This window comes from Erwinia sp. OLFS4, from assembly GCF_002752165.1.
Classification (GTDB): Bacteria; Pseudomonadota; Gammaproteobacteria; order Enterobacterales; family Enterobacteriaceae; genus Izhakiella.
Genome location: NZ_MOMB01000059.1, coordinates 18,671 through 44,417, shown reverse-complemented (window position 1 = coordinate 44,417; position 25,747 = coordinate 18,671). Strand labels below are relative to the sequence as shown.

22 protein-coding genes, 1 pseudogene and 1 riboswitch are annotated in these 25,747 nt (G+C 53.2%); of the genes and pseudogenes, 7 read left to right on the top strand and 16 right to left on the bottom strand.

Annotated elements, in window-relative coordinates:
- Positions 1 to 86: 86 nt before the first annotated feature.
- The 3 genes from mglB (at position 87) to mglC (ending at position 3,718) form a co-directional block, all read left to right on the top strand.
- Complete coding sequence (gene mglB, locus BL249_RS15080; protein ID WP_099705716.1) at positions 87 to 1,082, top strand: galactose/glucose ABC transporter substrate-binding protein MglB; 996 nt, start codon at positions 87 to 89, stop codon at positions 1,080 to 1,082.
- Between the two features lie 90 nt (positions 1,083 to 1,172).
- Positions 1,173 to 2,690, top strand: a complete 1,518-nt coding sequence (gene mglA / locus BL249_RS15075; protein ID WP_099705701.1) for a galactose/methyl galactoside ABC transporter ATP-binding protein MglA — start codon at positions 1,173 to 1,175, stop codon at positions 2,688 to 2,690.
- Between the two features lie 17 nt (positions 2,691 to 2,707).
- Positions 2,708 to 3,718: a galactose/methyl galactoside ABC transporter permease MglC gene (gene mglC, locus BL249_RS15070; protein ID WP_099705700.1), complete on the top strand. Its 1,011-nt coding sequence runs from the start codon at positions 2,708 to 2,710 to the stop codon at positions 3,716 to 3,718.
- An 82-nt stretch (positions 3,719 to 3,800) separates the two neighbouring features.
- Here the strand turns inward: mglC and sanA are convergent, their stop codons facing one another.
- The 6 genes from sanA to metG form a co-directional block, all read right to left on the bottom strand.
- Positions 3,801 to 4,541: an outer membrane permeability protein SanA gene (gene sanA / locus BL249_RS15065; RefSeq protein ID WP_099705699.1), complete on the bottom strand. Its 741-nt coding sequence runs from the start codon at positions 4,539 to 4,541 to the stop codon at positions 3,801 to 3,803.
- A 132-nt stretch (positions 4,542 to 4,673) separates the two neighbouring features.
- Complete coding sequence (locus BL249_RS15060) at positions 4,674 to 6,371, bottom strand: NAD-dependent malic enzyme (protein ID WP_099705698.1); 1,698 nt, start codon at positions 6,369 to 6,371, stop codon at positions 4,674 to 4,676.
- A 124-nt stretch (positions 6,372 to 6,495) separates the two neighbouring features.
- Positions 6,496 to 7,386, bottom strand: a complete 891-nt coding sequence (gene cdd, locus BL249_RS15055; protein ID WP_099705697.1) for a cytidine deaminase — start codon at positions 7,384 to 7,386, stop codon at positions 6,496 to 6,498.
- A gap of 129 nt (positions 7,387 to 7,515) precedes the next feature.
- The gene (locus BL249_RS15050) at positions 7,516 to 8,205 is read right to left on the bottom strand and encodes a CidB/LrgB family autolysis modulator (protein WP_099705696.1); all 690 of its coding nucleotides are present in this window, start codon (positions 8,203 to 8,205) and stop codon (positions 7,516 to 7,518) included.
- Positions 8,202 to 8,606, bottom strand: a complete 405-nt coding sequence (locus BL249_RS15045; protein WP_099705695.1) for a CidA/LrgA family protein — start codon at positions 8,604 to 8,606, stop codon at positions 8,202 to 8,204. Before BL249_RS15045 ends, BL249_RS15050 begins: the two co-directional genes overlap by 4 nt.
- Positions 8,607 to 8,705: 99 nt before the next feature.
- Complete coding sequence (gene metG, locus BL249_RS15040) at positions 8,706 to 10,739, bottom strand: methionine--tRNA ligase (protein WP_099705694.1); 2,034 nt, start codon at positions 10,737 to 10,739, stop codon at positions 8,706 to 8,708.
- 198 nt (positions 10,740 to 10,937) lie between these two features.
- Here metG and apbC point away from each other — a divergent pair, with 198 nt between their 5' ends.
- Positions 10,938 to 12,050: an iron-sulfur cluster carrier protein ApbC gene (gene apbC / locus BL249_RS15035; RefSeq protein WP_099705693.1), complete on the top strand. Its 1,113-nt coding sequence runs from the start codon at positions 10,938 to 10,940 to the stop codon at positions 12,048 to 12,050.
- Between the two features lie 11 nt (positions 12,051 to 12,061).
- On the opposite strand, the gene BL249_RS15030 is transcribed toward apbC, so the two are convergent.
- The 3 genes from BL249_RS15030 to BL249_RS15020 all read right to left on the bottom strand — a co-directional run bounded on the left by BL249_RS15030 (position 12,062) and on the right by BL249_RS15020 (position 13,710).
- On the bottom strand, positions 12,062 to 12,499 hold the full coding sequence (locus tag BL249_RS15030; RefSeq protein WP_099705692.1) for a GNAT family N-acetyltransferase: 438 nt from the start codon (positions 12,497 to 12,499) through the stop codon (positions 12,062 to 12,064).
- Positions 12,500 to 12,800: 301 nt separating this feature from the next.
- A complete protein-coding gene (locus tag BL249_RS15025; RefSeq protein WP_143354785.1) occupies positions 12,801 to 13,004 on the bottom strand; it encodes a hypothetical protein in 204 nt (67 codons plus the stop codon).
- Positions 13,005 to 13,338: 334 nt separating this feature from the next.
- A complete protein-coding gene (locus BL249_RS15020; protein ID WP_099705690.1) occupies positions 13,339 to 13,710 on the bottom strand; it encodes a hypothetical protein in 372 nt (123 codons plus the stop codon).
- 444 nt (positions 13,711 to 14,154) lie between these two features.
- A riboswitch (TPP riboswitch) is annotated at positions 14,155 to 14,251 on the top strand.
- A gap of 33 nt (positions 14,252 to 14,284) precedes the next feature.
- Here BL249_RS15020 and thiM point away from each other — a divergent pair.
- The 3 genes and pseudogenes from thiM (at position 14,285) to fbaB (ending at position 17,070) form a co-directional block, all read left to right on the top strand.
- Positions 14,285 to 15,079, top strand: a pseudogene (gene thiM, locus BL249_RS15015) (hydroxyethylthiazole kinase).
- Positions 15,076 to 15,876, top strand: coding sequence for a bifunctional hydroxymethylpyrimidine kinase/phosphomethylpyrimidine kinase (thiD, locus tag BL249_RS15010; protein WP_099705689.1), 801 nt, complete (start codon positions 15,076 to 15,078; stop codon positions 15,874 to 15,876). Before thiM ends, thiD begins: the two are co-directional and overlap by 4 nt.
- 141 nt (positions 15,877 to 16,017) lie before the next feature.
- A complete protein-coding gene (gene fbaB / locus BL249_RS15005; protein ID WP_099705688.1) occupies positions 16,018 to 17,070 on the top strand; it encodes a class I fructose-bisphosphate aldolase in 1,053 nt (350 codons plus the stop codon).
- A 40-nt stretch (positions 17,071 to 17,110) separates the two neighbouring features.
- On the opposite strand, the gene BL249_RS15000 is transcribed toward fbaB, so the two are convergent.
- From BL249_RS15000 to trhP, 7 genes are all read right to left on the bottom strand, one after another.
- Positions 17,111 to 17,797: a GntR family transcriptional regulator gene (locus BL249_RS15000; RefSeq protein ID WP_099705687.1), complete on the bottom strand. Its 687-nt coding sequence runs from the start codon at positions 17,795 to 17,797 to the stop codon at positions 17,111 to 17,113.
- 88 nt (positions 17,798 to 17,885) lie between these two features.
- Positions 17,886 to 19,355: a mannitol dehydrogenase family protein gene (locus tag BL249_RS14995; RefSeq protein WP_099705686.1), complete on the bottom strand. Its 1,470-nt coding sequence runs from the start codon at positions 19,353 to 19,355 to the stop codon at positions 17,886 to 17,888.
- Between the two features lie 48 nt (positions 19,356 to 19,403).
- Complete coding sequence (locus BL249_RS14990) at positions 19,404 to 20,687, bottom strand: MFS transporter (RefSeq protein ID WP_099705685.1); 1,284 nt, start codon at positions 20,685 to 20,687, stop codon at positions 19,404 to 19,406.
- 91 nt (positions 20,688 to 20,778) lie between these two features.
- A complete protein-coding gene (locus BL249_RS14985; RefSeq protein ID WP_099705684.1) occupies positions 20,779 to 21,786 on the bottom strand; it encodes a Zn-dependent oxidoreductase in 1,008 nt (335 codons plus the stop codon).
- 15 nt (positions 21,787 to 21,801) lie between these two features.
- Positions 21,802 to 23,016, bottom strand: coding sequence for a D-mannonate dehydratase ManD (manD, locus tag BL249_RS14980; protein ID WP_099705683.1), 1,215 nt, complete (start codon positions 23,014 to 23,016; stop codon positions 21,802 to 21,804).
- A 200-nt stretch (positions 23,017 to 23,216) separates the two neighbouring features.
- Positions 23,217 to 24,119, bottom strand: a complete 903-nt coding sequence (yegS, locus tag BL249_RS14975) for a lipid kinase YegS (protein WP_099705682.1) — start codon at positions 24,117 to 24,119, stop codon at positions 23,217 to 23,219.
- Positions 24,120 to 24,345: 226 nt separating this feature from the next.
- Entirely contained in the window at positions 24,346 to 25,683 is a 1,338-nt protein-coding gene (trhP, locus tag BL249_RS14970) for a prephenate-dependent tRNA uridine(34) hydroxylase TrhP (protein WP_099705681.1), read from the bottom strand.
- Positions 25,684 to 25,747 lie beyond the last annotated feature (64 nt).

Below are 25,747 nucleotides of genomic sequence, written 5' to 3'. Positions count from 1 at the left end.
AGAACGAAAATAAAGGATCTGAACGTCTGGCCAGCAGTTTAAATATGGCTGACGCTGAGAACGACCCTGTACAAACCGGAGATACCATGAATAAGAAGGTTTTTACCCTCACCGCCCTGGTGGCAAGCATGATGTTAGGCGCAGCGGCACACGCGGCAGACACTAAAATTGGCGTCACCATTTATAAATACGATGATAATTTCATGTCGATGGTGCGTAAAGATATTGAAAAAGACGCCAGGGAAACCGGCGGCGTTGCGCTGTTGATGAATGATTCACAAAACGATCAGTCAAAACAAAACGATCAGGTCGATGTATTAATTGCTAAGGGCGTAAAGGCGCTGGCCATTAACCTTGTCGACCCGGCAGCAGCGGGGGTGGTGATCAGTAAAGCTAAAGCCGCGGATATTCCGGTGGTCTTTTTTAATAAAGAACCGAACGCTAAAGCGCTGGCCAGTTACGATAAAGCGTATTATGTCGGTACTGATTCTAAAGAATCCGGGGTTATTCAGGGACAGCTGATTGAAAAACACTGGAAAGCGTCACCACAATGGGACCTGAACAAAGACGGCGTGATTCAGTATGTGTTGCTCAAAGGTGAGCCAGGCCATCCGGATGCCGAAGCCCGGACTAAATATGTGATTGAAACGCTGAATAAAGATGGCATTAAAACCAAACAACTGGCGCTGGACACCGCAATGTGGGATACCGCTCAGGCGAAAGATAAAACCGATGCCTGGCTTTCTGGCCCTAATGCCGACAAAATCGAAGTAGTGATCTCAAATAACGATGCCATGGCGATGGGGGCGATTGAAGCGCTGAAAGCGCACAATAAAAAGTCCATTCCGGTATTTGGTGTTGATGCCTTGCCTGAGGCGCTGGCACAAATTAAAGCGGGCAATATGGCTGGGACCGTTCTGAATGATGCGGAGAATCAGGCTAAAGCAACCTTACTGATGGCGAAAAATCTTGCTGCCGGTAAAGCGGCAACTGATGGCACTGATTTCAAAATTGAAAATAAAATTGTCCGTATTCCTTACGTGCCGGTTGATAAAGATAATCTCTCTCAGTTTACTAAATAAAATCTGCTGTTACCGGGCGCGAATTTTCGCGCCCTTTTTTAGCAAGTGGAGTGGAGTTTACGCCACAATTTGATTAAGCCAGGTAGGATTATGGCCAGCGAAAAATCACCTCAGCAAGAATATTTGCTGGAAATGAATGATATTTCTAAATCATTTCCCGGCGTAAAGGCATTAGATCACGTTAATTTAAAAGTCCGTCCGCATTCTATTCATGCGTTGATGGGGGAGAACGGTGCCGGTAAATCAACGTTGCTCAAATGCCTGTTTGGGATCTACAAGAAGGATGCCGGACGCATTCTGTTTCAGGGTAATGAAATTGATTTCAAAAGTTCGAAAGAAGCGCTGGAAAACGGCGTATCTATGGTTCATCAGGAGTTAAATCTGGTATTACAGCGCAGCGTGATGGACAACATGTGGCTGGGGCGTTATCCGCGAAAAGGATTTTTTGTTGATCAGGCGAAAATGTATCGTGATACCCAGGCTATTTTTGATGAACTGGATATTGATATTGACCCGCGCGACAAAGTGGCTAACCTGTCTGTTTCGCAAATGCAGATGGTTGAAATTGCTAAAGCTTTTTCTTATGACGCCAAAATCGTTATTATGGATGAGCCAACCTCATCACTGACTGAAAAAGAAGTTAATCATCTTTTTACCATTATCCGTAAGCTGAAAGCACGCGGCTGCGGCATTGTCTATATTTCGCATAAAATGGAAGAAATCTTCCAGCTGTGTGACGAAATTACCATCCTGCGCGACGGTCAGTGGATTGCTACCCAACCGCTGGAAGGACTGGATATGGACAAAATCATTGCCATGATGGTGGGGCGTGCATTAAGCCAGCGTTTTCCGGATAAGACGAATGTGCCTGGTGAGGTCATTCTGGAAGTTCGTCATCTCTCCTCTCTGCGTCAGCCTTCTATCCGCGATGTCTCTTTTGATCTGCATCAGGGCGAGATTCTTGGTATTGCCGGCCTGGTGGGCGCGAAGCGTACGGATATTGTTGAAACATTATTTGGTATCCGTGAAAAATCAAGCGGCACTATCCGGCTGCATGGCAAGCCGATTAACAACCATTCGGCTAATGAAGCCATTAATAACGGTTTTGCATTGGTGACAGAAGAGCGGCGCTCAACCGGAATTTATGCTTTTCTCGATATTGGCTTTAATTCGTTAATTTCAAATATCCGAAAATATAAAAACAGTAGCGGCCTGCTGGACAATAAGCGAATGAAAAGTGATACCCAGTGGGTTATCGATGCCATGCGGGTAAAAACGCCAGGGCACCGGACGCAAATTGGTTCACTGTCAGGGGGTAACCAGCAGAAAGTGATTATCGGACGCTGGTTATTGACTCAGCCGGAAATTCTGATGCTGGATGAACCGACGCGCGGTATTGATGTGGGGGCTAAATTCGAAATTTATCAGTTAATTGCAGAGCTGGCGAAAAAAGGCAAAGGCATCATTATCATTTCTTCTGAAATGCCGGAATTACTGGGTATTACCGATCGCATCCTGGTGATGAGTAATGGCCAGGTTGCGGGGATTGTCGATACCAAAACGGCAACGCAAAACGAAATTTTACGACTGGCATCACTGCACCTGTAAAGAGGTAAGGGCTAAATATGAATGCGGTAAATAAGAAAAATGCGCTCACCTGGCTTAAAGAAGGTGGCATATATGTTGTGTTGCTGGTATTGCTGGCGATTATTATTTTTGAAGACCCCACATTTCTGAGTCTGATTAACCTGAGCAACATTCTGACGCAATCTTCGGTGCGTATTATTATTGCGCTCGGGGTTGCCGGACTGATTGTCACCCAGGGAACCGACCTGTCTGCCGGGCGTCAGGTTGGCCTGGCGGCGGTAGTTGCCGCTACGTTGCTGCAGGCAATGGATAATGCAAATAAAGTGTTTCCCCATCTGGAAACCCTGCCGATTGCCCTGGTGATCCTGATTGTTTGTGTTATTGGCGCGGTGATTGGTCTGGCGAACGGCTTAATTATCGCCTATCTCAAAGTGACGCCCTTTATTACCACGCTGGGGACCATGATTATTGTTTACGGCATCAACTCACTCTATTACGACTATGTGGGTGCCTCGCCGGTAGCCGGCTTTGATGAAAAGTTTTCTACCTTCGCCCAGGGATTTTTACGCTTTGGTGATTTCAAGCTGTCTTACATTACTTTTTATGCGGTTATAGCCATTGCACTGGTGTGGGTCCTGTGGAATAAAACCCGCTTTGGTAAAAATATTTTTGCTATTGGCGGCAATCCGGAAGCAGCAAGGGTTTCCGGGGTTAACGTTTCCCTCAATCTGATCCTGATTTATATGCTGTCAGGGGTGTTTTACGCCTTTGGCGGTATGCTGGAGGCCGGACGTATTGGGTCGGCAACTAATAACCTCGGTTTTATGTATGAACTGGATGCCATTGCTGCCTGCGTGGTGGGGGGCGTTTCGTTCGCCGGCGGTGTCGGTACCGTTGCCGGGGTGGTGACCGGGGTGTTGATTTTCACCGTAATCAACTACGGGCTGACCTATATCGGCATCAATCCTTACTGGCAGTACATTATCAAAGGCAGCATCATTATTTTCGCCGTGGCGCTCGATTCGCTGAAATACGCGCGTAAGAAGTAATCTTCTGGCGGCAGCAGGGGGCCGGAACGGCCCCGGTGCCAGGGCTGTAGCCGATCACGGGCTGACTGGCCTTTACGCCGGCTCAACCCGGGTGGGTATTTTTGTTTTGCTGTTCCGGCATTTTGCCTTCCGGCAGCTGTTCCGGGGTGACGGCGGGATAACCCTGTGCGTCCTCGGGTACCTGATGAATTGACGGAATGGGGATCATCGGTCCGAGGAAACGCGGCTGACGTTTGCGGATGTAGAGATCTGCCAGTGCACCGAGCCTGGCGCCGACTTCACGCAGACGGATGTTGAGCATATTTTTGGGTGAAGGCACGGCATAACACTGCGCCTGAATGCCCAGATTCAGCGCGATAAACAGCGCCCGTTCGCAGTGAAAACGCTGAGTAATAATGATGAAATCATTGGTATCAAATACTTTGCGGGTACGGACAATCGAGTCAAGGGTGCGGAAACCGGCATAGTCCAGCACGATATCTGCCGGATCGACCCCGGCGGCGATCAGATCGCGTCGCATGGTCATCGGTTCATTATAACTTTGCTGCGCGTTATCGCCACTCAGTAGCAGGTAGTTCACCTTGCCGCTGTTATAGGCATTCAGCGCTCCCTGCATGCGGTAAAGGTAATACTGATTAATCACCCCGGTGCGATAGTATTTTGCGGTGCCCAGCACGACGCCGACCTCGCGGTGAGGCAGCGATGGTAAATCCTCATAAACATAAGGTTCGGTGCGCCAGCTTACCCAGCGATCTAAAAAAAACGCCGCCACCAGAACAAATGTTATCAGGCAGATTAGTCCATAAATCAGGCGTTTTAGCATGCGTTCCAGTGCTCGCGTGGTAAAAAAAGAGGTCCGTGCAGGCTACTTTACCACGTCCGTTGACGCAAGCGACAACCCAATATTGGCCCGGTGAAGCGAAAAGCGCGGGCGCCGCCGGCGCCCGCAAGCCAATCAGATAGAGGTGCGGCGATAGCTGCGATACTGGGGTAACCAGAAGTTATCAGCAATGGCCCGCGATAAGACCTCTTCCGAGGTCACCACCGCCACGCCCGCCAGCTGAGCGGCTTTCCCTACCGCCATCGCAATGACTTTCGACACGCCCTGAATATCTTTTACCTCCGGCAGAACCGGACCGTGCCCGTCATTGACCAGCGGTGAACAGTCGGCCAGCGCGCGACTGGCTGCCATCAGCATGCTGTCCGTCACCCGGGTAGCGCGTGCCGCGATGGCACCCAGTCCGATGCCGGGGAAGATATAGGAGTTATTGCACTGGGCGATTGGATAGCGGGTTTCCTGCCAGACAACCGGCGCAAACGGGCTGCCGGTGGCAACCAGTGCGGCACCATTGGTCCAGTGAATAATATCCTGTGGCGTGGCTTCCACTCTCGACGTTGGGTTAGACAGCGGCATGACAATCGGTCGCGGGCAATTTTTATGCATTTCACGGATAATCTCTTCCGTGAATAAGCCTGGCTGGCCTGAAACGCCAATCAGAATATCCGGTTTCACATTGCGTACCACGTCGAGCAGCGATAACGCGTCACTCTGACTGTCCCAGAGGCTTAGCGTTTCTTTGCTTTGCGCCAGCTTGCGCTGGAAGCTGAGCAGATTCGGCTGATTGGTGGTCAGCAGGCCGTAACGATCGACCATATATACTCTGGCGCGTGCTTCTTCATCGCTCAGTCCTTCTGATTTCATCTGGGCGATAATCGATTCGGCAATGCCGCAGCCCGCCGAGCCGGCACCGAGGAACACCACTTTTTGCTGGCTGAGCTGGCTGCCCGCCGCGCGGCTGGCGGCAATCAGGCAACCGAGAGTGACCGCCGCCGTTCCCTGAATATCATCGTTAAAGCAGCACAGTTCATCACGATAGCGTTCCAGCAACGGCGTGGCGTTTTTCTGGGCAAAATCTTCAAACTGCAACAATACCTGTGGCCAGCGGCGTTTCACCGCCTGAATAAATTCGTCAACGAAGCGATCGTACTCTTCGCCGGTAATGCGCGGATGACGCCAGCCCATATAGAGTGGGTCGTTGAGTAACTGGGGATTATTGGTGCCAACATCCAGTACTACCGGCAGGGTATAGGCCGGGCTGATGCCCCCACAGGCGGTATACAGTGACAGTTTACCAATTGGGATACCCATGCCGCCGATGCCCTGATCGCCAAGACCGAGGATACGTTCACCGTCGGTGACCACAATCACTTTAACGTTCTGTTTGGTGGCATTTTGCAGCATGTCTTCAATGCTGGCCCGGTTAGGATAAGAGATAAACAGACCGCGTGCGCGGCGATAAATTTCCGAAAAATGCTCGCAGGCCGCCCCCACCGTCGGGGTATAGATAATCGGCATCATCTCTTCAAGATGATTATCCAGCAAGCGGTAAAACAGCGTTTCGTTGGTATCCTGGATGTTGCGCAGATAAACATGCTTGTCGTTATCGTTTTTGAACTCCTGAAACTGGCGCCATGCGCGTTCCGCTTGTTCTTCAATGGTCTCAACGGTTTCCGGTAATAAGCCATTGAGATTAAAATCATTGCGCTCTTCAATTGAGAAGGCGCTGCCTTTATTCAGCAATGGAAACTCCAGCAGAATAGGGCCAGCGTAGGGTATATAAAGAGGACGTTTACTTTCGTATTCGAGTTCCATGTGTTGTTAACTCTTCTGTTCTGAGAAAGTTTTGACTTTTGATCCTATGAAAAAACAGCCTGAAGTACAGCTTTTGTTAACCGGTGCTAACAAAAGCAAGTAAAAAAATCAGGATGGTTAAACATTAACCCGCTTCAGGGTGGATGCATTCAAGATGATGGCAACCCAGCGCTGCAAGGGTGGCTGCCGTCGCCGGATGCTGTGATAACCGGGCATCCCGTTTTTCAACCAGCACCGCACGTTTAATCGCCAGCAGCGATTCACCGGCCATATTCAGCATAATAAGCGCTGCCTGTAAAGGTGGCAGGCTGGGATTAAAGGCGGCATTTTCTGCGTAGCTGCCGCTAAACTGCTGGCCGTTGGCCAGCTGTAACGCAATGCCGCTCCAGCTGTTGCTGTAGGGGGCATAGCTGCGATTAGCGGCCTGCAATGCCAGCCGGGTCAGTGCATCACCCTGCAGCGTCAGTGCATGATCCACCGGGTCCATCAGCAGACGGCTGATCTGCAGATCCTGTGGACCAAAGGCATCCGGCAGGTAGTGATGGAGCAATGCCGGTTGACGTCCCGGCAGCTGTATAACCAGCTGGTTGGCGCTGTTCAGCTCATTCATAAACTGGCGGCAATGGCCGCACGGGGTGTAATTAACCGTCACTTCCTGCAGCGCGCTTTCACCTTTCATCCATGCGTGGGTGATGGCGCTTTGTTCTGCATGCACCGTCTGCTGCATGGTTGTGCCGCTGAACTCCATATTGGCACCTAACCAGAAATGCCCGCTGGCACCATGGGCAATGGCGCCGACATTAAACTGAGAGATCGGCGTCCAGGCGCAGGCGGCGGCCAGCGGCAGCAGTGCAAAAGCCAGCTGTTGCCGGTTGAGCTGCGTCTGCTGGCACAGCATGCTGACCTGTTCAGCGGAAAAGCTGGCCTGAAAATCAGCGGCTGAAACCAGCGGTGTGATGGCAGCGCGCAGACTGTCCGGCAGCGACGCCAGCGCGCGGGTAAAACGTGTTTGCATGATGCTAAACCTTTCTCACCGAACCGGCGGACGATTTTAGCGAGCAAATTAATTATTAATCGTGATATTAGTCACCTGATAAATGCAATGTATGAAAAAAAGGAAATTTGCCTGTGATGTCAGGCAAATTCAGACCAGGGCGAGCAGCAGCGGGAACAGTACAGGGGCCAGCAGTGAGGTGATAATGCCGCAAATCACCAGCGCCAGTGAGCTGAACGCGCCTTCCTGCAGGTCAATTTCGGCACAGCGTGCGGTACCCAGCGCATGAGAGGCGTTACCAATCGCCAGACCACGGGCAGCTTTGTTGCGGATTTTCAGTAGATTGAGGATCGTATGGCCAAATACTGCACCAAGCGCACCGGCCAGTAATACGCAGATTGCACTGATGGCCGGAATACCGCCGAGGCTGGCGGAAATCGCCATGGCAATTGGCGTGGTGACCGATTTGGGCATAATAGTCGCGGCAATTTGCTGCGAAGCACCCATCCACAGGGCGATAGCGGTGCCGCTGATCATCGCGCTCATCGAACCGATAAAACAGACGCTAAGGATGGTTTTCCAGCGGGCGCGGATTTGCTGCATTTGCTCATACAGTGGCAGCGCCAGCGCAACCACCGAAGGTTGTAATAGCTGATTAAGGATGGCACTGCCCTGAAAATAACGGCTGTAAGGGGTGTGGGTTAGCAGCAGTATGGGAATGATCACCGCAACCGATAACAGCAGCGGGTTGAGTAGCGGGATTTTCAGCCGGGCTGCCAGTCGGCGGCAAAAAAGAAAAACCACCAGCGTTAACGGCACTGACCACCAGAAATCGTTCATGGTTGTGACGCGTCCTCCGGAGGCGTTTTACTGCCGCCCGCTAAGTGATGAGCACAGAGTCCGACACTGATCAGTACGATCAGCGTACTGATGACACAGGAGACAACAATGGGTCCAAACTGGGCCAGTAGCAGATCGCTATAGTTCATCACGCCGACGCTGATTGGCACAAACAGTAGCGTCATGTAGCGAATCAGCAAATGGCAGCCGGGTTTCACCCAGTGCAGCGGGATAATCTGTGTTGCCAGCAGGGTAAAGAGTAACAGCATGCCGATAATGCTGGCAGGAAGGGACAATGGCAGCAGCCAGCCGATAGCGCGGCCGGCATAGAGACACAGATAAATGATCAGTAGCGCGCGTAACAGGTAACCGAGTTGTCTGATGCCACTGATTATTTTCATCGTCCGACCCTCGCTGCTTCCATCCGGCGGTTGCGCTGTACGCAAACCGCCGGCGGAAAAGATAACCGTGGGCGGCGGCGGCCACCCGTACCTCAAGCGTTATTTTACCTGCATACCGGGTTGTGCACCGCTGTCCGGGCTGAGCAAAAAGATCGCTTTCCCACCGGGACCCGCCGCCATGACCATGCCTTCAGAGAGGCCGAAGCGCATCTTACGTGGCGCCAGATTAGCCACCATAATGGTCAGGCGTCCCACCAGTAAAGATGGGTCGGGGTAGGCGGCGCGGATACCGGAAAATATCTGCCGGCTTTCGCCTCCTAAATCCAGCTGCAGACGCAGCAGCTTATCCGAGCCTGCGACAAATTCAGCTTGCACAATACGCGCTATGCGCATATCCACTTTGGCGAAGTCGTCAAAAGTGATGGTTTCCTGAATCGGCGTGTCGGCCAGTGCACCGCTGGCGGCGGCAGGCGTTGCCGCGGCAGCTTCTTCTTTTGAGGCTTCAACCATGGCGGTTACCTTGTCCATGTCAATGCGACTGTAAAGTGCCTTAAAGGGGGCAATACTGTGGTCAAGCAGCGGTTGCTGAATACCATCCCAGCTGAGTTCGCTTTGCAGAAACGCTTCTGCGCGTTCGCTCAGTTTTGGTAGAACCGGCTTCAGCCAGCTCATTAATATGCGGAACAGATTGATACCCATGGTACAGATAGCCTGGAGATCGGCCTCACGACCTTCCTGCTTCGCCACCACCCAGGGGGCCTGTTCATCGACATAGCGGTTAGCAAGATCGGCAAGGGCCATGATCTCGCGAATTGCCCGGCTGAATTCCCGGCTGTGCCAGGCTTCGCCAATGCTTTGTGCGGCGTCAGTAAAGGTTTTATACAGTGTCGGATCGGCCAGATGCGCCGACAGCCGGCCGTTAAAACGTTTGCTGATAAAGCCAGCATTGCGCGAGGCAAGGTTAACCAGTTTATTGACAATGTCGGCATTAACCCGCTGAACAAAGTCTTCCAGGCTAAGATCGATGTCATCAATGCGTGAAGAGAGCTTGGCTGCGTAGTAGTAACGCAGGCTGTCGGCATCAAGATGTTTTAACCAGGTGCTGGCTTTAATGAAGGTGCCGCGTGACTTAGACATTTTGGCGCCATTAACCGTAACGTAGCCGTGCACAAACAGGTTATCCGGTTTACGGAAGCCGCTGCCTTCCAGCATGGCCGGCCAGAACAGGCTGTGGAAGTAGACAATGTCTTTACCGATAAAATGATACAGCTCGCTGCTGCTGTCTTTTTTCCAGAAGGCATCAAAGTCAATGTCGCCACGCTTATCACACAGGTTTTTAAATGACCCCATGTAGCCAATTGGCGCATCCAGCCAGACGTAAAAATATTTACCCGGCGCGTCCGGAATCTCAAAACCAAAATAGGGGGCATCGCGCGAGATATCCCACTGCTGCAGCCCGGATTCGAACCACTCCTGCATTTTATTGGCAACCTGTTCCTGAAGCGCCCCGGAACGTGTCCAGGCTTTCAGCATCTCACTGAAGGCCGGCAGGTCGAAGAAAAAGTGTTCAGAATCACGCATCACCGGCGTGGCGCCGGAGACCACCGATTTCGGCTCAATCAGTTCAGTCGGGCTGTAGGTGGCACCGCATACTTCACAGTTATCGCCATACTGATCGACCGCTTTACATTTCGGGCAGGTTCCTTTGACGAATCGATCGGGCAAAAACATGCCTTTTTCCGGATCGTAGAGCTGAGAGATGGTGCGGTTTTTAATAAAACCATTCTCTTTCAGCCGGCGATAAATCAGCGTTGACAGTTCGCGGTTTTCCTCGCCATGGGTTGAGTGATAGTTATCATAACTGATATCAAAACCGGCAAAGTCTGTCTGATGTTCCTGACTCATTTCAGCAATCATCTGCTCCGGGGAGATCCCCAGCTGCTGGGCTTTAAGCATAATCGGCGTGCCATGGGCATCGTCCGCGCAGATAAAATATACCGTATGGCCGCGCATTCGCTGGTAACGCACCCAAATATCTGCCTGAATATGCTCGAGCATGTGGCCGAGATGGATGGAGCCATTTGCGTACGGCAAAGCGCACGTTACCATTATTTTCTTCGCGACTTGAGTCATAGTAAGACTTGCTGATCCTGATTAAAAAAGGGGGCTTTGATGTTACCTGAAAGCGCGCCCTGCCGTAAACATAACCCGCATATCTGGCGGGATGCCCGGCGCAAACTTTTGCCTCAGTCCCGCAGGGAACTGACATCTGATATGCTTAACGCTAATTAACCCGTTGTAGCAGAAATGACAACAATGTAAGGAGTCGGGATGCGTTCACAATCCCCCGGTCAGCAATCACCGGAAGCGCTGCGGGCGCTGGTGGTGGGGACGCTGGCCACGTTTGAACATCCAACGCTTGAGCACAACTTAACCAGTCTGAAAGCGTTACACCATTGCGCACTGATTGACGAGGTTCTGCACCTTGAGCTGACGATGCCTTTTGCCTGGCAACAGGGATTTGAACAGCTGCAGGCGCAACTGAGCGGTGAACTGTTACGGTTAAGTGGTGCCCGGGCAATCAGCTGGAAACTGCGCCATCAGATCGCCACGCTTAAGCGGGTGAAGGGCCAGCCGGGCGTTAATGGTATTAAAAACATTATTGCCATTAGCTCAGGCAAAGGCGGCGTCGGTAAATCCACCACTGCGGTGAATCTGGCGCTAGCGCTGGCGGCGGAAGGGGCGAAAGTTGGCATATTAGACGCCGATATTTACGGTCCTTCGCTGCCTTCCATGCTTGGTTGTGAAGGTGAGCGGCCAACGTCACCAGATGGCACCCATATGGAGCCGGTAATGGCGCATGGGCTGGCAAGCAACTCAATTGGTTATCTGGTGACGGATGATAATGCCATGGTCTGGCGCGGGCCAATGGCCAGCAAGGCGCTGTTACAACTGCTGAATGAAACGCTATGGCCGGATGTTGATTATCTGGTCCTGGATATGCCGCCGGGAACCGGGGATATACAGCTGACGCTGGCGCAAAATGTACCGGTAACCGGGGCGCTGGTGGTGACTACGCCACAGGACATTGCGCTGGTTGATGCGCGCAAAGGCATTGTGATGTTTAACAAAGTGGAGGTGCCGGTGCTGGGTGTTGTTGAAAATATGAGCATTCATATTTGCCGCCAGTGCGGACATCAGGAAGCCATTTTTGGTACAGGTGGCGCGGAAAGTCTCGCCGCCCGCTATGCTGTCCCTTTGCTGAGCCAGCTGCCGCTGCATATCAGCCTGCGTGAAGATCTTGACTGCGGACAGCCGACGGTGATTCGGCAGCCCGACAGCGAATTTACCGCGTTGTATCGTCAGCTGGCCGCCCGGGTGGCGGCACAACTCTACTGGCGTGGCGAAGTGATTCCTGACGAAATTGCTTTCAGAGCAGTATAACGGCACAGGGGTTAGCGTGGGCCGGGCGATTTATTAAGGTGCATCAGCACGTATTTCCCCTGCTCACTTTCACCGTAGGACACCATCTGCCAGCCGCGCTGCTGATAAAAGCTGAGGGCGGCGCTGTTGGCTGCCAGGCATTTTAGCGCTCCGTGGGCGGTAAAGGTGGCTTCAACCTGGTCCAGCAGCGCGCTGCCAATGCCGCGCCGCTGCCACTCAGGGCCAATATACAGGCTATGCAAAAAGTTGTCGCTGACGTTAACCGCCGCAAAGCCAACCCGCCGCTGCTGTTCAATTGCTACCCAGACCCGCTCACCAATAATAATGTGGTCGAAATCTTCCAGCTGCCATGCCTGCTGATCCAACCAGTGCCAGCTGGCTTTACGCGAGGCTAAATAGAGGGTGCGCAGAAAAGGGCGGTCCTCTTCGCTGAAGGGGCGAATTTCCATGTAAATACTTCCTGAGCCAGTAATAGAGTCGTGCTGTTGTCTGTTATTACGCGCACCCGCCAGCGCAGGTAGCGCGCATCAGCTGTCTGTTTAAAATAACAAAGAATTAACATGCCAGGTGTGCATTTCGCGCTATATATGACAACGATACGGGCGTGTTACCGCCGACGGCGGACGCAGAGGAAGAGAGTAATAACACCCTGTACAAGGCAGCTGACGCAGGTTAAGCGGCCGTTGTAATCAGAATAAGGTTATTGATAACCCGGTGTGTCAGGTCAGTATTTGCAGCCGCAATCAGCCGTCACCTTTCAGTCAGTTGCAAAATTTGCGCACTGGCTGGCCTTTTACAGCAACGGCACTGGTTATACAGCTGAAAGTTTTTTTCCGCCTGCAGGCGAATACACTGATGTGCGCCGGTTAACTGGCGCTCCAGCTGGCGATTATGCTGCTCAAGCTGTTTGATTCTTAAGCGTAATGCATGGCAGCGTAACAGAAGTGATAACACGTTGATCTCCCGTATCAGAACAGTAAAACCGTCGGTGCAACGACCCGGATAGCCGCCGACATTAAGCGCTGTTTTTGCCTTACACAGCTTGACCAGGATCAAGCCAGGGCGAAAGCTGCGTCCGCATGCGGACTGACGTGACCTCAGGCGCAAGGCTGTGGGGACAGGAAATGTCTGTTACTGTGAAATTGGCCGGATAGCATTATCAACTTCTTAGCTATTGAACAATGTGGTCACGATGGCCGCGACCGTATCGTCAGGTTTTAGCGTAACAAACAGAGTATTAAGAAGCAGGCGGCATAATGCCGGCTAAAAACCGGCATGATGCTTTAGGTCAGTCACTGTTTTTTTCGGGAAGATTTTGTGTGGAAACCCAAGGTTGAGATTTTCCGGAAAATGCGCCAATCGCTTTTTGTGTCGATAAGGCGTTAGTTTCTGCTAAAGCTTGTTCGGGTGTGCTGCCAGGATGACGTATAATAATTTGGGTCGTATGCTCATGCTGAATCATCATTATGCTATCAGCAGCAACGGTTGAAGTACCGGTTGATTCATTATGGTGATAATACATACCTGTTTTGAACGTTGCTTCTTTGATGCCCGCATTTTCCATAAACTGAATAACGGCCTTTCCTTGCTGTTGTGCCTGATTCAGGTCAATCCCGGTGTCAAATGGCACCACAGGGGAAAGGTTATTTTCATCTGACATCTAATGACTCCTTGAAAAACGGTGTTAAGTGGCAATCCATACGGTTTCAGACAATTTTAATATATTAATAAGATTTAATATAGCAACTACGTATCACCGAGTGAACCGACACTGAAATGGTTTTGAAAACAGACATGGCTTGATAACTTTACCGGTGGCTCGGCTTGTTTTGCGTCCGCCTTAAAGGTCTGCATATCCTTGCTGCCGTCGCCCATACTTAGCGCAATTTTATTACAACCATTCCGGCAGAAAATGATAATAATCGCTAAATCTATGGTTGGGATAACCCGGTTTTTTTCGTCACCAGCCTAAGCAAATGGGCCATCACATCGGTTACCCACTGGAACACTGTGCATTTTTATGAGGTTGTGTCTTTGACTTACCACTGGCATTATCCTGCTGAGGGATTAACGTGGTGTTAATTTTAACTGGTTGATTCTTAATTTAAATGACTCGGGGTGCCCTTCTTTGTGAAGGCTGAGACAAACCCGTATTACCTGATCTGGATAATGCCAGCGTAGGGAAGTCAGATGCCTGACCGGTATCACTTCTTTATAGCCGGTTGGGAGAATATATGAACCAGCCAACGTTGTTGCGGGATCAACAAACTACCCGCATTTTGACGCAGTTCTCACAGTCTGCACCTTTAGTTCACTGCATGACCAATGACGTGGTACAGGGGTTCACCGCCAATGTGTTACTGGCGGCAGGCGCCTCACCGGCCATGGTGATTGATCCGCAGGAGGCGGCAGAGTTCAGCGCTGTGGCCAGTGGGTTGCTGATTAACGTCGGCACCCTGACTCAACGGCGTGGTCAGGCGATGCGTGCGGCAGTGATTGCTGCCAACCAGCATCAGCGTCCCTAGACCCTTGACCCGGTGGCGGTAGGCGTATTGTCGCTGCGCAGCGATTTTTGCCGGCAGCTTCTGGAATACCGACCGGCGGCGATCCGTGGCAATGCCTCCGAAATTATGGCGCTGGCGGGACTGCCGGTGAGCGGTCGCGGCGTAGACAGCCAGCATGCGGCTTCTCAGGCCATTGAGGCCGGGCATCGGCTTGCCCGCGCCTGTGGGGCTGTAGTGGTGATTAGCGGGGTACAGGATTACCTGTGCGATGGGGAACAGACCCTGTCGGTCAGCGGCGGCGACGCCATGATGACTCAGGTGGTGGGGACCGGCTGTGCGCTTTCTGCGCTGGTGGCAGCGTTTGCCTGTTTGCCTGGTGAACGGCTGGAAAATCTGGCCTGCGCCTGCTGGTTATTTGCCCGGGCTGGCGAGCAGGCCCGCCGACTGGCGCGTGGTCCCGGTAGCTTTCGCAGTGATTTTATTGATGCGCTGTGGCAGCTCAGTCATCGCGAGCTGACGCCATGATGCGGGTTAATGCATTAACCATTGCCGGTACCGATCCCAGCGGTGGCGCCGGCATTCAGGCGGACCTGAAAACCTTTTCGGCTCTCGGCGCTTATGGTTGCAGCGTGATTACCGCATTAGTGGCGCAAAATACCCGTGGCGTGCAGTCAGTTCTGCCGGTCGATCCGGCATTTATTGGCGCGCAACTGGATTCGGTGTTTTCAGATGTACAGATAGACGCGATAAAAATCGGTATGCTGGCTAATGCGGCGGTGATTGAACAAGTCGCTGACCGTTTGCGCACCCGCCGCTGCCGCTGGCTGGTGCTGGATACGGTTATGCTGGCAAAAAGTGGTGATGCCCTGCTGGCACCGCAAGCCATAACGGCGTTGCGCACGCGGTTATTACCGCTGGCGTCACTGATCACCCCTAATATTCCGGAAGCCGCTGCTTTGTTGCAGTGTGCGCCAGCGCGGGATGAACATGCCCTGTTATTGCAGGGACGTAAATTGCTGGCTGGGGGTTGTCAGGCGGTGCTAATGAAGGGGGGGCATTTATCTGACGATGAGAGTCCGGACTGGTTGCTGACAGCGCAGGGTGAGTGGCGCTTTAGCGCCCCCCGGATTGCGACAAAAAATACCCACGGTACCGGCTGTACGCTCTCTGCCGCCCTTGCTGCGCTGAGACCGCGCCACGACGACTGGCCGGCAACGGTGCAGGCAGCAAAGCAGTGGCTGCAGGGCGCATTGCAACAGGCTGACCGCCTGGCTGTTGGTACGGGAAACGGACCGGTGCACCATTTTTATCAGTGGTGGTAAATGCCCCGGCGGATTCCCAGGGCGGTTCTGAAAAATGGTGTCAGCAATTTGCCAGCTGAGGCGATTTACGTGCAGGATAGAGGGCGTTTGTTATACAGACATCACGGCCGCATGGCGGCTATCTACTCAACAGGAGCGAGCATGACGGACATCGTACAGTTATTGGGCAAAGATGCAGATTCACTTTTGCAACATCGCTGCATGACCATTCCAGCGGATAGCCTGTATTTACCGGGCGCGGATTATGTTGATCGGGTCATGATTGATAACAACCGTTCCCCTGCCGTGTTGCGTAATATGCAAACGTTGTACAATACCGGCCGGCTGGCCGGCAGCGGTTATCTCTCTATTTTACCGGTGGATCAAGGCGTTGAACACTCTGCAGGGGCGTCTTTTGCCGCCAATCCGCGCTATTTTGACCCTAAAAATATCGTCGAGCTGGCGATTGAAGCGGGCTGTAACTGTGTGGCGTCAACTTATGGCGTGCTGGCTTCCGTTTCCCGGCGCTATGCCCATAAAATTCCCTTTATGGTAAAGCTCAATCACAACGAAACCCTGAGTTATCCGACCCAGTATGATCAAACTCTGTATGCCAGCGTCGAACAGGCGTTCAACCTCGGTGCCGTCGCGGTAGGCGCCACTATCTATTTTGGTTCCGAACAGTCACGCCGCCAGCTTGAAGAAATTTCGCTGGCATTTGAACGTGCCCACGAACTGGGTATGGTGACGGTACTCTGGGCTTATCTGCGCAATAATGACTTTAAAAAACAGGGTGTTGATTATCATGCCAGCGCTGACCTGACCGGGCAGGCTAACCATCTGGCAGCCACCATCGGCGCCGATATTGTTAAGCAGAAAATGGCTGAGAACAACGGCGGCTATAAGGCGGTGAATTTTGGTTATACCGACGAGAAAGTGTATAGCAAGCTGACCAGCGACAATCCGATTGATCTCGTGCGTTATCAGCTGGCTAACTGTTATATGGGGCGTGCCGGATTAATCAATTCAGGCGGCGCGGCGGGTGGGGATACCGACCTGGCTGATGCGGTGCGCACCGCGGTCATTAACAAACGGGCCGGGGGGATGGGGCTGATCCTGGGGCGTAAGGCGTTTAAAAAATCACTGAAAGAGGGGGTAGCGCTGATTAATGCGGTGCAGGATGTCTACCTCGACAAAAAGGTTACCATAGCCTGACGGGCCGCCGCCGGGGGGTTTCTGCTTCCCCGGCTGCGCGTCAGAATTCATCAAACCAGCTGGCATTGCGTTCGGCAACCGGGGTGATGGAAAAAATAATCGCCTGCAAATGTGTCTGAATCGCCTGTTCAGCGGCATCGACGTCACGTGCTAGCAACGCCTGGTAGATTTTCTCATGTTGCTGGATCAGACTATGTGGCGGCGAGACCTCGCTCAGGGTGAGAAAACGTACCCGGTCCATAGTGGCTTTTATATTTTCTACCGTTTCCCAGGCCAGTTCGCAGTGAATACTTTGCGCAATCAGCCGGTGAAATTCATCGTCGAGCAATAAAAAACGCTGGCTGTCCTGGCGTGCAGCGGCCAGTTGCTGCAATTCAAGATTATGTGCCAGCTGATTTAACGCCTGTGGCGAAGCTTCACGTGCCGCACGACGTACCACGGCGCTTTCCACCGCTTCACGAATAAAGCGTCCGTCAGCAACCTGGCGGGCAGATATTTTACGTACAAAGGTACCGCGCTGGGGCAGTATCTGCACCAGTCCGCTTTCAGCCAGCTTAATAAAGGCTTCGCGTACCGGCTGACGCGATACGTTAAAACGGCTGGAGACTTCTTTTTCCGACAACAACGAACCGGGATGAATTGCGCAGGTGACGATATCCTGACGCAAAAGCCGGTAAATCTGCTGATTGACTGGCTCACAGGCCGTGAAGTTGTAGGCGATGGACATGAGTATTTTCCGGTTAACATCCGCAGGCAGAAGACAGTCTAAACAGCTGCCTGGGGTTGTGCCAGCGCTTTCCGTCGCAAACGTGATATCAGCGCTGGCGGTGCTGAATCAGCCGCTGCACCGTTTGCCGCGCCCCCAGAGTAAGCAGCTGCTGGTAACAGTCCGTCACGCGAGCAACAAACAGCGGATTGCGCGGCAAATCCTCTGCAAAAACGGCCTGCAAACCGAGCAATGCCGTGACCCGTGCTGGTCCCTGTGCTGTGCTGGCAACACGCTGCGCCAGCTCAGCGGCCAGCGGGTCGCGCAGCGCAATCTTCTCACCCTGTTCGTTGATACCGCCGGCGTAGCGCATCCAGCCCGCTACCCCCAGTGCCAGTAGCGTAAAATCGCTACCCTGCCGCAGATGCCAGCGAATACTCTCCAGCCAGCGCTGCGGCAGTTTCTGCGTGCCGTCTGTCGCAATCTGCTCGGTACGGTGGCGCAGCGCGTGGTTTTGATAGCGGGCAAGCAGGGCGTCAGCATAGGCGGTCAGGTCAACACCTTTAATCTTTAGCGTCGGGGCTTGCTCTGCCAGCATCAGCTCACGGGTGGCCTGACGTAAACTGGCATCGGTCATGCAGTCACTGATGTGTTCGTATCCGGCGAGATAGCCGAGATAGGCAAGAAATGAGTGGCTACCGTTGAGCATGCGTAGTTTCATTTCCTCATAGGGCAGCACGTCGGCCACTAACTGTGCACCGGCCTTTTCCCAGCAGGGACGTCCGCTGACAAAGTTATCTTCGATCACCCATTGAAAAAAGGGTTCACACACCACGGCCACCGGATCGTCACAGCCCAGGTGCTGACGCACCATCTGATGGCTTTCAGCATTCATTGCCGGGACAATGCGATCCACCATGGTGGAAGGAAAAGCCACTTTGCTGCTAATCCACTCCGCTAATGCCTGATCCTGCAAGCGGGCCAGCCCGCAGACCACCTGCCGGGTGACCCGTCCGTTTTCCGGCATGTTATCGCAGGACATGATGCTGAAAGGGGCCAGCCCACGCTGGCGACGCAGACCAATAGCGGCCAGTAATATGCCGGGTAAAGAGCGGGGCGAGTGCGGATTAGCCAGGTCGTGAATGATATCCGGATGGTCTGGATTGAGTTGCCCGCTGGCCGGATAATGGCAATAGCCTTTTTCCGTCACCGTGATGGAAACGATCGCGACCTCCGGCTGGCACAGCGCCTCAAGCGCTGTTGTTATCTCTGCCGCAGCGGCATGGATACCCTGTTTAATCACACCAACCACGCGCAGTGAAAGGCAATCTCCTGCCATTTCTGCCACGCTGTAAAGGCCATGCTGTGCATTCAGGGCGTGAATAAGTTCTCCCCGGTGAAGGTTGATCTCGCAGTAGCCCCAGTCGCTGCCATGGTTGCGCGCCAGCGTGTCAGCACATAATGCCTGATGAGCACGATGAAAGGCCCCAAAGCCAATATGAACCATCCGGGTGCGCAGCCGGTTGCGGTCGTAATCAGGTGTGATTACGCTGTTTTTCAGCGCGGAAAGTGTCAGCATAAGCGTCCTTATGGTTGCTGGCGGACGCCGTTATGGCGCCCGCATGCATCAGGCGGAAACCGGGTTGTTATCGGTTTTTGGCGTTTTTATCACCCATAACACCAGCAGTGCGCCCAACGCGGCGACAACTCCCGCCAGCAGAAAAGCGCTGTTAAAGTGACCGGTGCGCTGTACAAGAAAACCGGTGACAATCGGACCGATTATGCCGGAAAGGCTGCCGATGAGGTGAATAAAACCGCTGACGCCGCCTACCCGTGAGGCATGGACGACATCCTGAATAATTGCCCAGTAGATGGCACCGGTAATGTACAAAAAGAAGATAGAGATTGACATCAGGGCTACGGCGGAACCTACACCCTGTACGTTACCGGCCAGCGCCACGCAAAGGGCGGCAGCGAGCAGTGAAACCACCAGTACGATTTTGCGTGACAGCAGCAATTTGCCCGTAATATGAAAGATTTTATCGGAAATCCAGCCGCCGAGGGCGAGGCCGACGAAGCCAACAATCCATGGGATAACCGTGGTTAAGCTCATGGATTTAATGTCGAGGTGGTGAGCCTGAACCAGATATGCCGGGAACCAGCTAAGAAAGAAAAACAGAATGTAGTTATAACAAAAGAAAGCAAATGCAGTGACCATAATCACCGGCTGGCGCAGATAGTAGCCAAGACCGTGTCTGACCTCGGTCAGGCGATCTTCCGGCGCCTGCTGCTGGTTTTTCAGGCGGTTTACCAGCGCGCGTTCTTCGGCGCTGACCCGGCGACTTTTTTCCGGACTGTCTGCGGCCAGCAAAAACCAGATAACCATCCACAGGATGCCGATAGTGCAAATGATGACAAATGCCAGCCGCCAGCCAAAGGCCAGTGCCATCCAGCCAATAAGCGGCCCGGCCACCGCCCCGCCCAGTGGCGATCCGGCGCTCAGCAGTCCCATGGCGGTGGCGGCCTGTTTTTTAGGAAACCAGCCGTTAATTGCTTTATTGGCTGAGGCGCAAATCGGACCTTCCGCCATGCCGAACAGCACCCGCAAAATAAGCATTGACCAGAATCCGCTGGCAATGGCAGTCAGACCGCAAAATAGCGACCACAAACCGACAGCCAGCCCCATCACCAGGGTGGGGCCGAACCTGTCGGTGGCCAGCCCGCCGAGAAAATTGAACAGGGCATAACCAAAAAAGAAGCTGCCGAAAATCATGCCGAACTGGGCGGCATTAAGCATCAGGTCTTTTTCTATCATCGGCACGGTGAGGGAAAGCGCCACGCGGTCGAGATAGTTGATCATATAGACCAGAAACAGCAGCAGAACGAGGGTCCAGCGCAGATTCTTAAGCATAGTCACTCCGTTGTTATATTTATTGCTGTAGGGGGAGGCGAGGCGGCATTGAGGGTGCCCGTTTTGCCTCCTGGTGCTGCGGTGCTGGTGACTAAATCGCCAGAATAACCTTGCAGCACGCCTGCGGATCGCTTTCAAACAGGGTCATAGCCCGTTCAATTTCAGCTAACGGGATATAGTGGGTTACCAGCTTCTGTGGCTGAATTTTCCCCTCGGCCATCCAGCGAATAACTTGTGGAAAGCGGCGACTGTTTAACCTTGAGGTAAAAATGGAAAGCTCTTTGCTGGTCAGGCTTTGTTGGGTGATAGAACAGGGGGCAGCTGAAAACCCTAGCAGACCGATGCGTCCGGCCGGTGAGGCCAGCGCGGCCGCCTCAGCCAGAATGGCGGGGTGGCAGGCGGCATCAATAATCAGCGTCGGCTGAATGCTACCAAGCTGTTCTGCCAGCGTGATTTCACTATTATTAAGGATTAAGTCTGCGCCGCTATCGCTGGCCATTTGCAGACGTTGATCGATGCGATCGGCAACGATAACCTGTTTCACACCGTATACCCCTTTTAGCACCTGGATGGCGGTCAGTCCCATCGGGCCAGCGCCATACACCAGCGCAATGTCATCGGGCTGGGGCTGGACAAACGCACAGATATTGGCTGCAATGGTAAAGGGTTCAACCAGGCTCGCCACCCGATCGTCAATCTGCTGTGGCAGGCGCCAGGCATTGGCATCGGGCACCACGGCATATTCGCTGAAACCGCCATCACGGTGTACGCCAATTACCTGCAGTTGACTGCAAACGTTTGGTCGGCCGACGGAGCAGGGGTAGCAGTGGCCGCAGCTGACCACCGGATCAACCGCGACACGCATACCGAGTCGGGTTGCATCGACCCTAGCGCCAACTGCGTCAATAATGCCAAAGAATTCATGGCCGATGACCCGCGGGTATCTGGCGAACGGATTATGTCCGTGCCAGATATGGACGTCCGAGCCGCAAATACTGGCGTATTTTATTTTGACTCTCACTTCGCCGGCCGCAGGTTGCGGCAGCGAGCGTTGAACTATCGTAAGCTGTTCTGGCTGTTCAATGACTACGCTTTTCATCATCACTCCTTGCGATTACCAGTTCCATAAAGTGCCGTCTTCCAGCCGGGCAACCGGCAGACATGCCGGTTCATAAGGATATTTCGCCGCCAGTTTTTCATTAAATTCAATCCCCAGTCCTGGCGCATCCCCCGGATGCATATAGCCATTTTCAAACTGCCACTGGGTATTAAAGAGCTCAAGCATCTGTGGTGAATAGCCCATATATTCCTGAACGCCAAAATTGGGCACCCAGAGATCAAAATGCAGCGCCGCGGCATGACAAACCGGCGATAAATCGGAAGGTCCGTGCGAACCGGTTCGCACCTGATAAAGTGCGGCAAAATCGGCAATGCGCCGCATCGCGGTAATGCCGCCGGCATGGGTGATGGTGGTACGGATATAGTCGATTAGCTGTTCTTCAATCAGCTGTTTACAGTCCCAGATACTGTTAAAAACCTCCCCCACCGCAATTGGCGTCACGGTATGCTGGCGGATTAAGCGAAAGCAGGCCTGATTTTCGGCCGGCGTAGGGTCTTCCATCCAGAACAGGCGATAAGGTTCAACGCTTTTGCCAAAACGCGCGGCTTCTATCGGCGTCAGGCGGTGATGCATGTCATGCAGTAAATGTTCGTCAAAACCAAATTTTTCCCGTACGGCGGCAAATAAACGTGGGGTAAAGTCGAGATATTTCTCGCTTGACCAGATTTGTTCTTCCGGCCAGCTGCCCTTGGTTGCCGGTTCATAGGCCAGTCCTTTCCCTTTCGCCATCCCGTAGGTGGTTTTCATGCCGGGGATAGCGCACTGTACGCGGATGGCTTTAAACCCTTGCTCTTTGTGTCTGGCGTAGTCGTCGAGCACTTCGTCAATACTGTGGCCGGTGGTATGACAATAAACCATCACCCCGTTGCGGGACGCCCCGCCGAGCAGCTGATACAGCGGCATACCGGCGGCTTTACCTTTAATATCCCACAGCGCCATGTCTATGGCGGAGATGGCGGTCATGGTTACCGGCCCGCGACGCCAGTAAGCCCCTTTGTAAAAATACTGCCAGATATCTTCAATCTGATGGGCATTACGGCCGATAAGCTGAGGGCAAAGATGCTCTTTCAGGTATGACACCACCGCCAGTTCGCGGCCGTTAAGGGTGGCATCGCCAATCCCGGTAAGCCCCTCGTCGGTGGTGATTTTGAGGGTAACGAAATTACGCCCCGGGCAGGTGACGAACACATCGGCTTTGACAATTTTCATTCTGGCGATTCCATGGCGACAGGAGTAATGACAAAAATGTAGAACTAGTCTTACTACCATACAAGTATTGTGCGGTTGTTATCCGATCGCGATCACAAAGGTTGTCACGGCTCAGTGCCGAAAAATCACAGAAGGTTAAGGGAAGGCAGGCGTCTGGCAACGGTGGCGTTATTGCGCTGACGCCACCTGCAGCGGCTCGCTCAGGCCAGTAACGAACAGTCTGGCGGCAGGCGACAGTAAAGGGCGGCGGGGATTATTTCAATACGAAAATCAGTGCCTGTCAGCGGTTCACCATCCAGATTAAAGGTCATTTCATGGGGGGCATGGATGGTCAGCCACGGCAGCGATGCCCGGGTAATATTCGGGTTATCATCATCATTACCAAACACCGCATTCAGCAGGGTAGGCACCATTTCCTGGGCGGTGACAATACTGAGCGCAAGCAGACCATCGTTGACCAGCGCGTCAGGGCATAAACGCTGCCCCCCGCCGGCCTGACGGCCGTTGCCTACGCCAATCGCCAGCGCTTCCCCCTGCCATTCAAAATCTGCACCGCGGATAGTGCACTGGTCGGCCTTCAGGGTATCCATGCGCATCAGTCCATGAATAAAATAGGAAACGCCGCCCAGCGCAGATTTGAGCCGCTCTGGCGTTTCGCTGGTAATCCGGGTTCCAAAACCGCCGGTGGCCATATTAATAAAGTAGCGGCTGTTGTTCACCTGAGCCAGATCGATCGGCGTGGCTTTGCCGATTAATGCCAGGCGCAGGGCATTTTCCATCTCAGTCGGGATACCGGCGCTGGTGGCAAAATCGTTTGCTGTGCCGAGAGGTAAAATGGCCAGCACCGGGCGTTTATTCGCTGGCAGCGCCACCAGCGCGGTGGCAACTTCATTAATGGTGCCGTCACCACCGCCAGCCACCACGGTACTGGCATCCAGCGCGAAGGCCTCATTGACATAGCGCTGTCCATCGCCGTGTTCCCAGGTCACGCGAACATCAATGATCCAGCCCTGCTTACGTAAGGCCGTCACAGCCTGACGTAAGCTATCATTATTGGCACCTTTACCGTTAAGGATCAGAAGAGTGCGGTTATGCTTTTCCATGTTAATTTCCTGAAAAATATCGCGATATGTGCAAAGTTATAGCATAACCTGGTGCAGGAGGATGGTTGAGGGGCAAAAGAAAAGCCCGTTCGGGGGAGCCGGACGGGCCAATGAGGTGGTTTCTGTGAAACCGGTTTGCTTTTTGATGCTCGTTCTTAGCAGGCTTAATAATAGCCGGATCACGATAGCTGAAATGTGATCGAATTCTAAATAATGTAACAGAGAATTACTCTGCCGCGCTGACAGGCTGGCGTGTTGAGCCTGCGTTGAGATTGCGTAACAGCAGCGCCCAGCGCAGGTCCAGCTCCCCGGCAACCGGCAGCCAGACCCGATAACCATCACCGGGGGCAACCGCCATCGGCTGGTCTTTGCCATCCAGCAAGGTGTCCAGCCTGAATTGTACATTGCCGGCAGGTGTCATCAATTCCAGGCTATCACCCAGCGCAAAACGGTTTTTAACGATAACTTCTGCCAGTCCATCGCGACCTTCGCCGCTGAATTCTCCGACAAACTGCTGTTGATGGGAGAGCGAATAGCCGTGCTGGTAGTTTTGATAGCTGTCATGAGTATGACGACGCAGAAAGCCTTCGGTATAACCACGGTTGGCCAGTCCATCAAGGATACTGAGTAGCGTGCTATCAAAAGGTTTACCGGCGGCGGCGTCATCAATGGCCTGGCGATATACCTGAGCGGTACGTGCGCAGTAAAAGAACGATTTAGTGCGGCCTTCAATTTTCACGGAGGCGACGCCGAGGGCGCTAAGGCGCTGAATATGTTCCACTGCCCGCAGATCACGGGAATTAAGGATATAGGTGCCATGCTCATCTTCAAAGGCTGGCATGGGCTCGTCCGGGCGCTGGCGATCAGCCAGCACAACTAACGCATTGCTCGGGGCTCCAAGTCCCAGCGTTGGTTGCGCCGCGATATTACCGCTATCATCCTGCTGTGCCGGACTGACCTTGTAATCCCAACGGCAGGCATTGGTACAGGTGCCCTGATTAGGGTCACGTTTGTTGATGTAGCCGGACAGCAGGCAGCGGCCGGAATAGGCCATGCAAAGGGCGCCATGTACGAAAACTTCCAGTTCCATTTCCGGCACCTGCAGACGAATTTCTTCAATCTCTTCCAGCGATAATTCACGTGACAGAATGACCCGGCTGAGCCCCATCTGCTGCCAGAAACGTACCGTTGCCCAGTTAACGGCATTCGCCTGTACGGAAAGGTGAATATTCACCTCGGGAAAGGCGTCACGCACCAGCATAATTAATCCGGGATCGGACATAATCAGTGCATCCGGTGCCATAGCGACAACCGGCGTCAGGTCGCGAATAAAGGTTTTCAGTTTGGCATTGTGCGGGGCGATGTTGACTACCACGTAGAATTTTTTCCCGGCGGCATGGGCTTCACTGATGCCGATGGCCAGATTCTGGTGTGTGAATTCGTTATTACGTACCCGCAGGCTGTAACGAGGCTGGCCGGCATACACTGCGTCGGCGCCATAAGCGAAGGCATAACGCATGTTTTTCAGTGAGCCCGCCGGTGAGAGCAGTTCCGGTTTGGTCATAATAGTCCGTCTGATGTCAGGTCAGATCCCCGTATGGGGAAGGACCGGAAAGTCTAGGGGCAGA

Excerpts from the sequence above, each read along its gene's own strand:
- mglC (WP_099705700.1), top strand. The coding sequence starts at position 2,708 with ATGAATGCGGTAAATAAGAAAAATGCGCTCACCTGGCTTAAAGAAGGT.
- thiD (WP_099705689.1), top strand. The coding sequence starts at position 15,076 with ATGATGCGGGTTAATGCATTAACCATTGCCGGTACCGATCCCAGCGGT.
- yegS (WP_099705682.1), bottom strand. The coding sequence starts at position 24,119 with ATGGAAAAGCATAACCGCACTCTTCTGATCCTTAACGGTAAAGGTGCC.
- BL249_RS15000 (WP_099705687.1), bottom strand. The coding sequence starts at position 17,797 with ATGTCCATCGCCTACAACTTCACGGCCTGTGAGCCAGTCAATCAGCAG.
- fbaB (WP_099705688.1), top strand. The coding sequence starts at position 16,018 with ATGACGGACATCGTACAGTTATTGGGCAAAGATGCAGATTCACTTTTG.
- BL249_RS14995 (WP_099705686.1), bottom strand. The coding sequence starts at position 19,355 with ATGCTGACACTTTCCGCGCTGAAAAACAGCGTAATCACACCTGATTAC.
- sanA (WP_099705699.1), bottom strand. The coding sequence starts at position 4,541 with ATGCTAAAACGCCTGATTTATGGACTAATCTGCCTGATAACATTTGTT.
- mglB (WP_099705716.1), top strand. The coding sequence starts at position 87 with ATGAATAAGAAGGTTTTTACCCTCACCGCCCTGGTGGCAAGCATGATG.
- BL249_RS15060 (WP_099705698.1), bottom strand. The coding sequence starts at position 6,371 with ATGGAACTCGAATACGAAAGTAAACGTCCTCTTTATATACCCTACGCT.
- BL249_RS15020 (WP_099705690.1), bottom strand. The coding sequence starts at position 13,710 with ATGTCAGATGAAAATAACCTTTCCCCTGTGGTGCCATTTGACACCGGG.
- apbC (WP_099705693.1), top strand. The coding sequence starts at position 10,938 with ATGCGTTCACAATCCCCCGGTCAGCAATCACCGGAAGCGCTGCGGGCG.
- cdd (WP_099705697.1), bottom strand. The coding sequence starts at position 7,386 with ATGCAAACACGTTTTACCCGCGCGCTGGCGTCGCTGCCGGACAGTCTG.
- BL249_RS15050 (WP_099705696.1), bottom strand. The coding sequence starts at position 8,205 with ATGAACGATTTCTGGTGGTCAGTGCCGTTAACGCTGGTGGTTTTTCTT.
- manD (WP_099705683.1), bottom strand. The coding sequence starts at position 23,016 with ATGAAAATTGTCAAAGCCGATGTGTTCGTCACCTGCCCGGGGCGTAAT.
- metG (WP_099705694.1), bottom strand. The coding sequence starts at position 10,739 with ATGACTCAAGTCGCGAAGAAAATAATGGTAACGTGCGCTTTGCCGTAC.
- trhP (WP_099705681.1), bottom strand. The coding sequence starts at position 25,683 with ATGACCAAACCGGAACTGCTCTCACCGGCGGGCTCACTGAAAAACATG.
- BL249_RS15045 (WP_099705695.1), bottom strand. The coding sequence starts at position 8,606 with ATGAAAATAATCAGTGGCATCAGACAACTCGGTTACCTGTTACGCGCG.
- BL249_RS14990 (WP_099705685.1), bottom strand. The coding sequence starts at position 20,687 with ATGCTTAAGAATCTGCGCTGGACCCTCGTTCTGCTGCTGTTTCTGGTC.
- mglA (WP_099705701.1), top strand. The coding sequence starts at position 1,173 with ATGGCCAGCGAAAAATCACCTCAGCAAGAATATTTGCTGGAAATGAAT.
- BL249_RS14985 (WP_099705684.1), bottom strand. The coding sequence starts at position 21,786 with ATGAAAAGCGTAGTCATTGAACAGCCAGAACAGCTTACGATAGTTCAA.
- BL249_RS15030 (WP_099705692.1), bottom strand. The coding sequence starts at position 12,499 with ATGGAAATTCGCCCCTTCAGCGAAGAGGACCGCCCTTTTCTGCGCACC.